Genomic DNA, 13,409 nt, shown 5'->3' with positions numbered 1-13,409 from the left:
CTTCTTTACTCCTCTTCTAACCAATTATGCAAAGATATTTTAGGTAGTTGTCGTTCATTACTGGTATTTTCCTTTTGGAGCATCTGACGTTTTCTTCGTTTTTGCTCTTCATCCACCTGAGCTTTTGATGTAATATTTTTTCGTTCCCAGGAAAGCAAAATCCGGTCAATATAATTCAAGCTGTAGGCCTGATTCAAGACAGCTTCCTTTAAAGCCAGCTGGATCAGCTCAGGAAGATAGTGATCTTCATTTAGCCACTGACCAATACGCTGATATTCGATCGGAGACAAGGCTCGACCAAATTCTGATTCAAACATTTGATACAAGGCTTGGATCTGCTGTTCAGTCTGTTGCTCTTGGGATTGCTGCTTTTGTTGATCCTGCAGCAAACCTATTTTTTCAAAAATGATACTGAATTCATAATGATCATTCATTCGTCCCTGAGCATCTTTTTGAGAGTCTATTTGTAAAAACCGTTTTTGGACCAATTGATTCATCAAACGATAGATGCCTTGCTGAGAAAGATTCATGTTTTCAGCAATCGGTGCTAGATCAGGAAAAGAATTTCCTTGTTCGTGGTAGCTGTATAATTGCAGCCACAACAAAAACTCATCATTGGACATTCCCAGACGATGATAATTTTCGATCAACAGGTTAGAAATAGTTGTTTGACCGTGTTTTAAGTAACTTTCTAACGAAATCATGAAGTCTCTCCTTCTTTTTCATGAATAATCAAGCTATAAAAAAGCTGTCTCTAAAATTAGAAACAGCACGTTTTTTAGGCTTCTGGTACAGTAGCAATGATCTCTACTTCGATCAGCGCATCCTTTGGCAGTCGAGAAACTTCGACAGTTGATCGGGCAGGATAATTATCACCGAACAAGGTCTTGTACACTTCGTTGAATTCAACAAAATCGTCCATATTTTTTATGAAACAAGTTGTTTTTAAAATATGATCCGGTGTGATACCAGCTTCATCCAAAACTGCTGAAATATTTTTCATGACTTGTTTGGCCTGTTCTTGGATCGTTGAACCAATGATTTCTCCACTTTCTGGATCCAAAGGTACTTGGCCGGAAGCGAATAAGAAACCATTTGCTATCCTACCTTGAACATAAGGACCGATCGCTTTGGGTGCTTTGTCTGTTTGAATAATTTGCATATTATTGTTTCCCCCTTTTTTGACAATCAGGACACAGACCATAAACTTCTAGTCGATGTGAACTGATGGTATAACCTGTTAATTGCTGGGCAGCCATTTCAACATCTTCAAGTCCTGGATAATGAAAATCCGCGATTTTTCCGCAATTTTGACAGATCGCATGATAGTGAGGGTCTGTATGAAAATCAAAACGACTGGAAGCATCGCCATAATTCATTTCTTTTACAAAACCAATTTCCGTAAAAAGACGTAGATTATTATAGACGGTCGCGACACTCATTCCGGGAAATTTTACTTCGATCGCCCGATAAATATCCTCAGCTGTAGGATGGCTTTCAGCTTGTGCTAGAAACTCTAAAATGGCGATCCGCTGTGGTGTGATGCGAATATTTTTTTCTTTTAAATGACCTAAAGCATCATCAAACGTCGTCACAGGATTCCCTCCATTCTTTTCTCTTTTTTAATCATACTATGACTTCCTCTTTTTTTCTAGCAATTTATACCAAAAAAACTACCCCAGAAGAATCTCTGAGATAGTTTCTTTCGTACTGTCTAAATTCTTTTACTCACCAAAATCATAAAGAGGTGTTGACAGATAACGCTCACCATTATCCGGAGCCACTGCTAGTACCTTCTTGCCTGCACCTAATGTTTGAGCAACACGAAGAGCTGCATTGATTGCTGCGCCTGAAGAAATACCTACTAAAATCCCTTCTTTCACTGCGACTTCACGTGCAGTCGCCATCGCATCATCACCGGGTACTGCTAGAACTTCATCGAAAATCTCAACATCTAGCACTTTGGGAACAAATCCCGTTCCGATTCCTTGAATTTTATGTGGTCCAGGCTGGTTGCCATTCAAAATAGCTGATTCTGCAGGCTCCACTCCATAAATTTTTATTTCAGGATAGTTGCGTTTCAGCTCACGTCCAGCACCAGTGATCGTTCCTCCTGTACCAATCCCAGAGACAAAAGCATCCAAGCCTTCTTCTCCAAAGGCTGCCACGATCTCTTTTCCTGTTGTTTTTTCATGAATCGCTGGATTTGCCGGATTGTCAAATTGTAACGGAATGAAATAGCCGTGTTCTTCTGCCAGTTCTTTTGCTTTATTGATGGAACCACTAATCCCTTCTGATCCAGGAGTTAGTAACAATTCCGCTCCATAGGCCTGCATCAATTTGCGACGTTCAATACTCATCGTTTCAGGCATCACGATCACCACGCGGTATCCTTTGGCCGCTCCAATCATCGCCAAACCAATACCTGTGTTTCCAGAAGTTGGTTCAATGATCGTATCGCCCTCTTTTAAAAGACCCTCTGCTTCTGCCTGTTCGATCATGCTTAAAGAAATACGGTCTTTGACACTGCTTCCTGGGTTGAAAGACTCAAGCTTCAAATAGATCTCTGCTGCACCTTCAGGAACAATATTATTTAATTTTACAATAGGGGTATTGCCAACAAGTTCTGTAATAGACTGATAAATCTTACTCATCTCGTTTCTCCTCCTTTATTTTCCCCAATTGTAGCGAATCCCAGACAGGATAGCAAACGTTTTTCCCCGGTCTTAAGCCGATTCTCCGGAAAAAGCAGGCATGATATCTTTTTTCTATCACTACATGCGATTAGGTTCTTCTCTACCCATAAGAAAAAAACTATCCAAGTCATCTAAAACGAGACGATTGGATAGTTTATGATTGTTTTTCTTGCTCACGTGTTTCAAACGACCAATTCTTGTCCTACGACAATCAAATCACCGCTCAATCCATTATTGCCCATCAACTGATCAACGGAAATTCCGTAACGATTCGCGATGTCCCACAAGGTATCGCCAGCGACGACAACATAGGTCCCTGATGTGGCGGACGACGAGGATGTCTCTGAAACAACCTCAGTGGCTGTTGTTTCTTCAGTATAGGTGGCCGTGGTCGTCTGACCAGCTGTGTCAAAGCGAGTCAAATCATAGGTAGCGATCAGCCAATTCAATTTTTGATTATAGGATGGATCCGTTGCATAGCGTCCAGTTAGATAAGCTGTCGCATCATAATAGCTGGTTGTTTGACTCTTCCATGCTCCGATATAATGAGGAGTCCCTGACGTAAAGCTGGTGCTTTTCAAAACGGCTGCATGATCTTGTAGTGATTCCCAATAAGAACCATATGTGCGAAACGGTTCGTTGATTGTTACCCACTGTCCTTCAACGTATTCTTGTGTCGGCAGCCAAACTGCTGACTCTTGACCATAGCCTTTGACACCGAATAAATTATGATAAGGCGCTGAAGACAGCATAGAAGTTCCATTTCCACTTTCTAACAACGCTTGCGCAATCATCACGGAAGCATACAGATCATTACTGTCTGCAATTTGTTGTGCAGACCAGCCGATTTGGTTGATCAAATTATACGCATTTGTTTCACCTGACTGAACCTCTTCTGCCTCTGCATGTTGCGGTGACAGTACCATTACTGTCGGTGCCACAACTAAACCCGTGCCTAGTACTGGCAATACATTTTTCTTACTAAAAAGTTTTTCCTTTTGAATTTTCTGATGGCGCTCACTGCGTGTTGTATAAGTCATAAATTCCTCCTAAAAACTTTTAAAAGACCTCTTTTGTTTCTTTACTTAATAAATTGTATGATAAAAAACATCTCAAAACAACTTTTTTGTTTAACAGTTTCTTAACATTTTATTACAAATATACAATCTCAGTAACAGCCTAGAAAAAGTTTTTTTAAAAGCTTTTAAAAGTTTCGTATTATCAAACAAAAAAAGAGAGCTGCAGCCCTCTTTCTTGTTGAATTAGATAGATTTGAATGTCTCAACAACATTTTCAACTGTGAAACCAAATTTAGCCAATACTAGATCGCCAGGTGCAGATGCTCCAAAATGATCAATTGTAATTGTCTTGCCATGGCATTTCACATATTTTTCCCAACCAAATGATGCGCCTGCTTCGATAGCTACACGTTTTTTCACACCAGGAACTAAAACAGATGCTTTATATTCGTCAGATTGTGCTTCAAACAAATCGAAACTTGGAAGAGAAACAACAGATACGTCAGTTCCTTCTTCAGCCAATACTTTTTGAGCTTCGACAGCTAGATTCACTTCTGAACCTGTAGCGATCAAGATACCTTCTGGTTTTTCACCCTTCTGAGGAGAAACCACATAACCACCTTTAGCTACGCCTTCATCTGAAATTTCTTTTGTTCCTTCAATCACTGGCAAGTTTTGACGGCTTAATACTAAAACAGTTGGTTTGTCTTGGGTCGTCATTGCTAATTTCCAAGCAGCACGAGTTTCATTTCCATCGGCAGGACGGATCACTTGCACGTTCGGCATACCGCGAAGACTTGACAATTGTTCGATTGGTTCGTGAGTTGGTCCATCTTCACCTACAGCAACTGAATCATGTGTCAGTACATAGATTACTGGCGCATTTTGAATAGCTGACAAGCGAACTGCTGGACGTAGATAGTCAACGAATACGAAGAATGTTCCGCCGTAAATACGCGTACCACCATGTAGTTGAATTCCGTTCATTGCTGCTGCCATCGCAAATTCACGGACACCAAACCAGATATTGCGTCCTTCATATTGTCCTGGTTCAAAGTCTTTCTCAGCAGCTACCATTGTATTGTTTGAACCAGATAGATCGGCTGAACCGCCCCATAGGCTTGGTACTGCTTTAGACAATGCTTGGATCATATCTTTACTTGAGACACGACTTGCTTGGCTTGATCCTACTTCGTAAGTTGGTAATTCTGCATCCCAACCATCTGGAAGCTCGCCTGAAAAGGCTTGGTCAAATTGAGCAGCCAATTCTGGGTAAGCTGCTTTGTATTCTGTAAACAATGCGTTCCACTCTTCTTCAGCTTTCGCCCCTCTATCAACGATTGCTTCTTTAAAGCGTTGTGCAGCTTCTTCTGGAACAGTAAATTCAGGATAGTCCCATCCGTAAACTTTTTTCGCTGCAGCCACACCATCAAGACCTAGTGGTGCGCCATGGACAGCTGATGTTCCTTCGTTTGGTGCGCCAAAACCGATCACTGTTTTGATTTCGATCAATGTTGGTTTGTCTGATTCTGCTTGCGCTTCTTCGATTGCTTTAGAGATCGCATCAAGATCACGGCCTTCTTCTACATAGATATGTTGCCAACCGTATGCTTCAAAACGTTGACCTACATTTTCAGTAAACGCTTTAGAAGTTGGACCATCTAAAGAGATATCATTTGAATCATACAAGACGATCAATTTGCCTAGTTTCATATGGCCAGCCATAGAAGCCGCTTCTTGAGAAACACCTTCCATCAAGTCACCGTCACCACATAAAGCATAGGTATAGTGATCAACTACGTTAAATTTATCACGATTGTAAGTAGCAGCTAAGTGCGCTTCCGACATCGCCATCCCTACAGCTGTTGCGATCCCTTGGCCTAATGGACCAGTTGTTGCTTCTACACCATCTGTATGGTTGACTTCTGGATGCCCTGGCGTGCGGCTTTCCCATTGACGGAAACTCTTCAAGTCATCAATCGTTACATCATATCCTGCACAATGTAGTAAGCTGTACAACAATGAAGAACCATGTCCTGCTGAAAGGATAAAGCGATCACGATCGACCCAGTTTTGAGAAGTCTTAGGATTCACCTTTAAATGCTTTGTCCATAAGGCATAGGCCATTGGAGCGGCACCCATGGGTAATCCCGGATGTCCAGAATTTGCTTTTTGTACTGCATCAATACTTAAAGTACGTAATGTATCGACACCTAGTTGATCAATTTTATCAAACAATACTAACGCCTCCTATTTAGGTTTTTTTTACCTTTATTACTTCTCCATTATAAAAGATACCTTTGCAATTATCAATAGTTTTTGCAAAGGTATTCATAATTTACTTTCTATTGTGTAGACCTTTGGCTTTTTGAATCTCTTTTAATTTTTCAGGAGTGACATCGTTGCCTTCTGGATCAACTACTTTCATACCTTCGATGTGATGTTTCATTCCACCACGAAAGGCCGTCAGATATTCTTGTCTCAATGCATGCTGTTCCTTTTGTTCAGCATCTGTCAGTCCCTCTGATTTTTTCTTTTTTGCCAGCTCATTGATGCGAGCTAATTTTTCTTTTGATAACATCGTCATTTGCCCCTTTCCCTTACATCTTATACAAAACAGTTGGAAATTACAATCAAAACAAAAAGCGAACATCTGTTTGAATTTTATAATTAGATATGATACACTGATTCTAACAAAGTTAACAAGAACTCTTGTTCATTTAAATTATTCTCTATCACATCACTTTTTGCTCCACGAAGAGTGAGCCAAATAAAGAAAGAAGGTGTTCGGATTGGCAAAACGTACAGAAAACCGCCAACTGGAAGTACTTAAATTTATCCATACTCGTGTCACCGCCAAAGGGTATCCACCAACTGTAAGGGAAATTGGAGAAGCTGTCCAACTTTCTTCTACTTCTACTGTCCATGGGCATTTGTCTCGCTTAGAAAAAAAGGGGTTGATTCTTCGCGACCCTACAAAGCCTCGTGCGATTGAATTGACACCGCTTGGTTTGGAAACGATCGGTGCACAGCAGCAAAATATTCCGCTTTTGGGTGTTGTCACAGCCGGAGAACCAATTTTAGCGGTAGAAGAAGCTTCAGATTTCTTCCCTATCCCACCTAATCTAAACAGTGACAGCGGACAATTATTCATGCTGACGATACGTGGAGAAAGTATGATCAATGCCGGGATTCTGGACGGCGATCAAGTGATCATTCGCAAGCAAGATATTGCGCGCAACGGAGATATCGTGATTGCTATGACCGATGAAGATGAAGCGACTTGCAAAAGATTTTATAAAGAAAAAAATCATATTCGTCTACAACCTGAAAATGACTATATGGAACCGATCATTTTATCAAATGTAAAGATCTTAGGTTTAGTTGTTGGCTTGTATCGACACTTTTAACCAAAAAGGGGCTGTGACGTAAGTATGTCTCAATCCCAGGTATAAACCAGAATACCCACGAAAATCGCTGTTGATTTTCGTGGGTATTCTGGTTTTCTATGTATAGTCTTCGTTCTTTCTGCTCAAAGTGGCTAATTTCATCATATTCAATGCCATTATCAAGATGCCTGATTGCTTCCGAACCTTCTCCAGCCCTCGAACCGTATATCGAGTGAAACCCAAACAGGCCTTCATTTTTCCGAAGACTGTTTCAACATCTATTTTTCTACGAGCATAGATTTTTCCTGTTTCTTCGTCAGAAAGCATCTCTCTTTGTTTGGCTTTGTGATACTCCCAAGCTGGATTGACGAGAATTCTTCTTACATATCCTTTGGGTGTCAACGCTTCTGGAATTTTTCGTAAATGCGCATCTATTGTTTCAGCTTGATATTCTTTGATATCTCGAACGAAACCGTCTTTATCTTTCCGTTGGGGATAAGCATGAAAATTGAAGCGAACGCCTTTGGGATCAACATAATAATCTTCCTCTTCATGATACGTCCAATTCATCACTTTTCGTTCGTCGGATTGCCATTTTTTACTTTGTTCTTTCAACATCGTACCATACGGAATAAGAGCCGTGTGTTGTGGCAGTTCATCTTCAAAATAGCGATAATTACTCTCAGAACCATAACCGGCATCGGCGACAATATAATGAGAAGCTTGTTCGTCTAGCTTCATTTTTTCTAGAAAAGGGACCAATGTTTTTGTATCTGTTGGGTTTTGAAAAACATCATACCCCAAAACAAATTGTTTACACGTAGCGATTTGAAGATTGTACGCTGGTTTCATTTGTCCATTCCTCATGTGGTCTTCTTTTACACGCATAAATGTCGCGTCGTTATCCGTTTTTGAATAGCTGTTTCGGGTGCCGTAAATAGCCAGCTGTGCTTGGTGCTCTAACAGTTTATCCCGGCGTTCAGAAAGCTTGCGCTTTTGGGCTTTCAGTTTCCGTCGTTGTTGCTTCGCAGGATTGGGAGAAATCTTGGCTGTTTCTTCGACTTCTTTCTCTAGGTCTTCTAAGTGTAACTCCATCCGTGTCAAAAGTTCCTCTAATGAATCTAACGTTAGGTTAGAACCTTCAGGAATATGTTTGACTTCGTAGGCTTCTTGAAGTTCTGCCATCAGGATCAGGATTTTTTCACGGTTCATTTGGTCAAACCGAATCGTATTGTTCTTCCACATAAAACTGAATTTATTGGCATTGGCTAAGATTTTTGTCCCATCAATAAAAAGCGCCTCATCAATCAGATTGCGTTCCCGAAGATAGCGCACCAAAGAATCCAAGCTTTTGTTGGTCAGTTCTTCGACATCTTGTGAGACACAAAAGCGGGCAATGGTGCGATAAGAGGGTTCCAATTCTTGCGTCAACCAGCGGGCATAGAGGTTTTCTTCTGCCAAGCGTTGAATTTTTCGACTGGTGAAGGTCTCCCGAGTGTACGCAAAAAGAACCAACTTTAATAGGGCACTCAAATCATAGTCTCGCGGACGACCGAAAAGATACGGTTCATTGATCTGTAAAGATTCGACCAATTCATTGATAAAACACGCCACATGATTTTCTTTTGGTGTAAATTCAGTAGAGAGATTTAAAGTTAGCTGATTTATGTTATAATTTGTGTACATTGTTTTTGTCCTTTCGAGGATAAGAATTTGGAAGTACAAGGTCAGAGCTGTACTTCCTTTTATTTTACATTAAAAAGCACCAGGAATGAACGATTACTCGTCATTCCTGGTGCTTTTTAATGGGACTTATGTCACAGCCCCTTTTCATTTATTCGCCTTTTTTCCAGAAGTCAGTGATTGCACCTTTGGATGAGCTAGAGACGATATGTGCGTATTTACCAAGTGCACCACGTGAATGAAGCGGTGGAATCACCACTTTTTCACGACGTCTTGCAAGCTCCTCGTCAGAAACCAGCATCGTCAATTCTTTTGTATCTTGATCAACTACGACAGTATCACCGGTCTCTAGCAATGAAATTGGACCGCCATCTTGAGCCTCAGGAGCAATATGACCCACGACCAATCCATAAGTCCCACCTGAGAATCTCCCGTCTGTCAACAAGGCAACCGTTTCCCCTTGTCCTTTCCCTACGATCATACTAGATAGGGACAGCATCTCAGGCATACCTGGACCACCTTTTGGTCCAACATAACGAACCACGACAACATCTCCGTCAACGACTTCATCTGCCAAAACAGCATTGATCGCTTCTTCTTCTGTGTTGAAGACCTTTGCAGGACCTTCGTGACGTCGAACTTTCACACCAGAAACTTTGGCCACTGCGCCATCCGGAGCTAGATTTCCGTGAAGAACGATCAACGGACCATCTTTACGTTTTGGATTTTCCAATGGCATGATGACTTTTTGCCCTTCTTTCAATGAAGGAACCTCTTCAAGGTTTTCAGCAATCGTTTTACCAGTAACAGTCAGGCAGTCTCCATGGATAAAACCATTTTCATATAAATATTTCATTACCGCTGGCACGCCACCAACTTCGTACAAATCTTGGAAGACATATTGTCCACTCGGTTTTAAGTCAGCCAAATGAGGAACCTTCGCTTGGAAATCATTGAAATCATCTAAGGTCAATTCTACATTTGCTGCATGAGCCATCGCCATTAAATGCAAGATCGCATTGGTTGAGCCACCTAGAGCCATAACGACAGTAATCGCATTTTCAAAAGCTTTACGAGTCATGATATCTTTTGGATAAATTCTTTTCTCCAAGAGGTTCAATACCGCTTCACCAGCTGCTTCTACGTCAAGCAATTTTTCTTCAGTTGTTGCCGGATGTGAGGAAGAACCTGGCAAACTCATTCCCATTGCTTCGATTGCAGAAGCCATAGTATTCGCCGTATACATTCCACCACAGCCTCCAGGTCCAGGACACGCATTACATTCGATGCGACGAACCTCTTCCTCTGTCATATCATGATGATTCCATTTTCCGATTGCTTCAAACACCGAAACCAAATCAATATCTTTGCCGTCCAATTTTCCTGGAGCAATTGTTCCTCCATAGACAAAAATTGAAGGAATCTCTGTGTTAGCGATCGCAATCATACAACCTGGCATATTTTTATCACAGCCACCAATCGCAACGAAGGCATCACAATTGTGTCCACTTACTGCTGTTTCAACAGAGTCTGCGATAATATCACGAGATGGTAACGAATAGCGCATTCCAGGAGTTCCCATGGCGATCCCGTCTGCAACAGTGATCGTTCCAAATTGAACGGGCCAACCTCCTGCAGTAATCACGCCTTTTCTGGCTAGTTTTCCTAAATCGTGTAAATGAATGTTACAAGGAGTGTTCTCTGCCCAAGTACTGATGACCCCCACGATTGGTTTCTTAAATTCCTCATCACCCATACCGGTTGCTCTCAACATAGCCCGGTTTGGTGATTTGACCATGCTGTCATATACATTACTTCTAATTCTGATGTCTTTTTTTGGCTGATCATTAAACATTTTAAACGCTCCTTTCAAACGCGTATTGATGTTATACATAGTATTATAATACTATTATACATTTTAACACAAAAATTAAATTCTCCTAGATTCAAAATGAAAAAATGATTAAATAATTTCCTTGCAAAAAGAGCTTTTTCGTGGAAAAATAGATCGTACACCATTTTTAAGATCGAAAGGATACAACGAGTTATGAGAGAAGATATCAAGATAGACGACCGCGCATTAGCGATCAGTGATAAAATCATCGAAAAGTTACAAATGATCAATGATCCCGAGATTGGTTTAGATATTTACAATCTAGGTTTTATTTATGAGATTTCTTTGGCAGAAAATGGTCACTGTGAGATCGTCATCACCTTTACCGGAATTGGCTGTGAGTGCTTAGAGTCTGTTCCTGGAGAGATCGAGACGGCCTTAAAAGAGATCGATGAAATCTCCGAGGTCGAAGTCAAAATCGTTTGGACACCCGCTTGGAAAATGACCCGTATTAGCCGTTTTGGCAGAATTGCTTTAGGAATCAACCCTAATTAGAACAACAGACAAGTGTCCTTTTGCTGGATAGCTTGTCTGTTGTTTTTTTCTGTAGGGATTTGCTCATTTGTCATTGACAGTAGCCATAAACCCAATCTAATCAAAACATCCTTTGCGTACGTTAAACTTTCCGTCCTTATAATCTTGGATTTTATGATCAAGTTTAGCAAGAGTCTCTCCCAGCTCCTTGTAGGTCACAGCTAATTTTTCTCGTTCTTTGATCAGTAGCTCTTTTCGTTCTGTCAGTGTGTCATCTCCAAGCTGGTACAATCTAGTATAGTTTGCCAATGTCTCTATAGATAGCCCCGAACTTCTCATACAGACGATAAAATCGATCCAGTTCAAGTCTTCCTGTTGATAATCACGAACGCCTCCATTTTTTCGAGGAACCGGTGGAATCAGACCTTTTCGCTCATAATAACGCAGCGTGACCGCTGTGACCCCCGCATGCTTTGCCGCTTTTGAAATATTCATGGTTAACTCTCCTTTGAGGACCCTAACTGTTGCTACTCATGTATCGATCGAGCGGATATATTTAGCTGGTACGCCTGCGACGACCGTATTAGCTGCAACGTCCTTCGTTACTACGGCACCTGCAGCAACGATGGCATTTTCGCCGATAGTTACTCCTGGCAGAATCGTCGCATTTGAACCGATCCAAACATTTTTATCGATTCTGATGGCTGCCGGATACAGTGAGTCTCGGTCATTCGCTTCAAATCCATGATTCAATGTAGCAAAGACCACATTGTGTCCAATCAAGCTGTTGTCTCCGATTACCACTCCCCCTTGATCCTGAAAATGACAACCACCATTAACAAAAACACTTTTGCCAATATGGATATTTTTGCCATAATCGGTATAAAAAGGTGGAAACAATCTAAATGAAGAATCAACCCTTTTTCCTGTTAGTAGCGAGAAAAGCTGCTGTAGTTCTTTTTCTGTATGGTATTGGTTGTTGATTTTAGAGGTAATTTTTCGCGCTTGCTCACTTAAACTAGACATTTGACGGTGATAGATTGAACCTCCTTCCATCTTATTCCCTGCGTTCATATAAGCATTCAATTCTTCTATATTCATTTTCGTCTCCTTGATTTTAATGATTATTCTCGATTTTCTGATCAATCACTTGTCACAGTCTATTCAAACTTATCTTAGAGTGCTAAAATAAAAATATCAAATACCTATATCAAATATTCTCATATATCAAAAAAGCATAGGAGGAAAAACATGGAATTACGACTGCTTCGATATTTTATCGCCTTAGCCAACTATCAAAATATTTCAGAGGCGGCAAAACAACTGCATATTTCACAACCGACACTTTCTAGACAATTGAGTGATCTAGAAAAAGAACTAGATACGCCACTTTTCCTACGGGGCAATAGAAAAATTTCCTTAACAGATGAAGGACTCTTCTTTTTGACCAAAGCCAAAGAAATCGTGGATCTTGCAGATAAAATGATGGCTAATTTCAACTCTTCTGCAGAAATGATCAGCGGGAAAATCTACATTGGCAGTGGTGAATCCGAAGCAATGGCTTTCATTGCAAAAACGGTTAAAAAAATTTCAGAGAAACATCCGGAAATTCAGTTTCATCTGCACAGTGGCAACTCAGAAGCCATACTGGAAAAATTGGATGCTGGACTATTAGATTTTGGTATCGTGATCGATCCAGTGGACAAGAAAAACTACGATTATATTTCGTTACCAATCACAGATACTTGGGGCGTGCTGATGCACAAAGACAGTCCTCTCGCAGATCAGTCGGTCATTGTCCCGGAAAATCTTATAGAACTGCCTTTGATTCTTTCACAACAGTCGATCATCTATAACGGTCTATCTGGCTGGTTTGGTGAAAACGTCAATAACCTCAAGATTCGCTGTACCTATAATTTACTTTATAATGCGGCTAAAATGGTCGAAGCCAAGGTTGGCTATGCTCTGTGTCTGGATAAACTGATCGCCTCTTACGACGATAGTCACTTACGTTTTCGACCACTGCATCCTCCCTTGACAGCCAATCTATACCTGATTTGGAAAAAATATCCTACCTTTTCAAAAGCAGCTACAATGTTTTTAAATCAATTAAAAACAGATATTGAACGCAAATTTTATAATCAAGTTAGCCACCTAAGAAAATAAAAAAACATCATAGTGAAATATCGTGTATTATTGGGGTTCCAACACCAAACCAATAAGGAGATTTTCACTATGACTTGCACAAATTCTA

General features: G+C 40.7%; 13 protein-coding genes and 1 pseudogene. 3 read left to right on the top strand and 11 right to left on the bottom strand.

Features of this window, described 5'->3' with window-relative positions:
• Positions 1-5: 5 nt before the first annotated feature.
• The 7 genes from ACWODM_RS05090 to ACWODM_RS05060 form a co-directional block, all read right to left on the bottom strand.
• Positions 6-704, bottom strand: coding sequence for a DnaD domain protein (locus tag ACWODM_RS05090; protein ID WP_455320298.1), 699 nt, complete (start codon positions 702-704; stop codon positions 6-8).
• 74 nt (positions 705-778) lie between these two features.
• Positions 779-1,162: a RidA family protein gene (locus tag ACWODM_RS05085; RefSeq protein ID WP_455320297.1), complete on the bottom strand. Its 384-nt coding sequence runs from the start codon at positions 1,160-1,162 to the stop codon at positions 779-781.
• A gap of 1 nt (position 1,163) precedes the next feature.
• Positions 1,164-1,595, bottom strand: coding sequence for a peroxide-responsive transcriptional repressor PerR (gene perR, locus ACWODM_RS05080; protein ID WP_455320296.1), 432 nt, complete (start codon positions 1,593-1,595; stop codon positions 1,164-1,166).
• Between the two features lie 129 nt (positions 1,596-1,724).
• On the bottom strand, positions 1,725-2,654 hold the full coding sequence (gene cysK / locus ACWODM_RS05075) for a cysteine synthase A (protein ID WP_455320295.1): 930 nt from the start codon (positions 2,652-2,654) through the stop codon (positions 1,725-1,727).
• Between the two features lie 224 nt (positions 2,655-2,878).
• A complete protein-coding gene (locus ACWODM_RS05070) occupies positions 2,879-3,736 on the bottom strand; it encodes a glucosaminidase domain-containing protein (RefSeq protein WP_455320294.1) in 858 nt (285 codons plus the stop codon).
• Positions 3,737-3,958: 222 nt separating this feature from the next.
• Positions 3,959-5,953 carry a transketolase gene (gene tkt / locus ACWODM_RS05065; protein ID WP_455320293.1) on the bottom strand — a complete coding sequence of 665 codons (1,995 nt, stop codon included), beginning with the start codon at positions 5,951-5,953 and terminating at the stop codon, positions 3,959-3,961.
• 100 nt (positions 5,954-6,053) lie between these two features.
• Positions 6,054-6,296 carry a DUF896 family protein gene (locus ACWODM_RS05060; protein ID WP_455320407.1) on the bottom strand — a complete coding sequence of 81 codons (243 nt, stop codon included), beginning with the start codon at positions 6,294-6,296 and terminating at the stop codon, positions 6,054-6,056.
• A 211-nt stretch (positions 6,297-6,507) separates the two neighbouring features.
• Here ACWODM_RS05060 and lexA point away from each other — a divergent pair, with 211 nt between their 5' ends.
• Entirely contained in the window at positions 6,508-7,125 is a 618-nt protein-coding gene (lexA, locus tag ACWODM_RS05055; protein WP_455320292.1) for a transcriptional repressor LexA, read from the top strand.
• Between the two features lie 123 nt (positions 7,126-7,248).
• Here the strand turns inward: lexA and ACWODM_RS05050 are convergent.
• Positions 7,249-8,790, bottom strand: a pseudogene (locus ACWODM_RS05050) (IS1182 family transposase); the annotation flags it as partial.
• Between the two features lie 148 nt (positions 8,791-8,938).
• Positions 8,939-10,642 (bottom strand): dihydroxy-acid dehydratase, encoded by a 1,704-nt coding sequence (ilvD, locus tag ACWODM_RS05045; RefSeq protein ID WP_455320291.1) that lies wholly within the window; start codon positions 10,640-10,642, stop codon positions 8,939-8,941.
• Between the two features lie 192 nt (positions 10,643-10,834).
• Here ilvD and ACWODM_RS05040 point away from each other — a divergent pair, with 192 nt between their 5' ends.
• The gene (locus ACWODM_RS05040) at positions 10,835-11,176 is read left to right on the top strand and encodes a metal-sulfur cluster assembly factor (protein ID WP_455320290.1); all 342 of its coding nucleotides are present in this window, start codon (positions 10,835-10,837) and stop codon (positions 11,174-11,176) included.
• Positions 11,177-11,272: 96 nt separating this feature from the next.
• Here ACWODM_RS05040 and ACWODM_RS05035 read toward each other — a convergent pair whose 3' ends face one another.
• Positions 11,273-11,650 (bottom strand): MerR family transcriptional regulator, encoded by a 378-nt coding sequence (locus ACWODM_RS05035; RefSeq protein ID WP_455320289.1) that lies wholly within the window; start codon positions 11,648-11,650, stop codon positions 11,273-11,275.
• A gap of 36 nt (positions 11,651-11,686) precedes the next feature.
• Positions 11,687-12,256, bottom strand: a complete 570-nt coding sequence (locus ACWODM_RS05030) for a DapH/DapD/GlmU-related protein (protein ID WP_455320288.1) — start codon at positions 12,254-12,256, stop codon at positions 11,687-11,689.
• 150 nt (positions 12,257-12,406) lie between these two features.
• Here ACWODM_RS05030 and ACWODM_RS05025 point away from each other — a divergent pair, with 150 nt between their 5' ends.
• Positions 12,407-13,321 carry a LysR family transcriptional regulator gene (locus ACWODM_RS05025; protein WP_455320287.1) on the top strand — a complete coding sequence of 305 codons (915 nt, stop codon included), beginning with the start codon at positions 12,407-12,409 and terminating at the stop codon, positions 13,319-13,321.
• The last annotated feature ends 88 nt before the right edge of the window (positions 13,322-13,409 follow it).

The sequence above is a fragment of the Enterococcus olivae genome (genome assembly GCF_053760925.1).
This window is presented reverse-complemented; position numbering and strand designations above follow the sequence as displayed.

What these genes read in the sequence shown, in the direction of transcription:
- ACWODM_RS05035 (WP_455320289.1), bottom strand. Translation starts at nt 11,650, where the DNA reads ATGAATATTTCAAAAGCGGCAAAGCATGCGGGGGTCACAGCGGTCACG.
- ACWODM_RS05025 (WP_455320287.1), top strand. Translation starts at nt 12,407, where the DNA reads ATGGAATTACGACTGCTTCGATATTTTATCGCCTTAGCCAACTATCAA.
- ACWODM_RS05085 (WP_455320297.1), bottom strand. Translation starts at nt 1,162, where the DNA reads ATGCAAATTATTCAAACAGACAAAGCACCCAAAGCGATCGGTCCTTAT.
- ACWODM_RS05090 (WP_455320298.1), bottom strand. Translation starts at nt 704, where the DNA reads ATGATTTCGTTAGAAAGTTACTTAAAACACGGTCAAACAACTATTTCT.
- ACWODM_RS05060 (WP_455320407.1), bottom strand. Translation starts at nt 6,296, where the DNA reads ATGTTATCAAAAGAAAAATTAGCTCGCATCAATGAGCTGGCAAAAAAG.
- ACWODM_RS05070 (WP_455320294.1), bottom strand. Translation starts at nt 3,736, where the DNA reads ATGACTTATACAACACGCAGTGAGCGCCATCAGAAAATTCAAAAGGAA.
- cysK (WP_455320295.1), bottom strand. Translation starts at nt 2,654, where the DNA reads ATGAGTAAGATTTATCAGTCTATTACAGAACTTGTTGGCAATACCCCT.
- ACWODM_RS05030 (WP_455320288.1), bottom strand. Translation starts at nt 12,256, where the DNA reads ATGAATATAGAAGAATTGAATGCTTATATGAACGCAGGGAATAAGATG.
- ilvD (WP_455320291.1), bottom strand. Translation starts at nt 10,642, where the DNA reads ATGTTTAATGATCAGCCAAAAAAAGACATCAGAATTAGAAGTAATGTA.
- ACWODM_RS05040 (WP_455320290.1), top strand. Translation starts at nt 10,835, where the DNA reads ATGAGAGAAGATATCAAGATAGACGACCGCGCATTAGCGATCAGTGAT.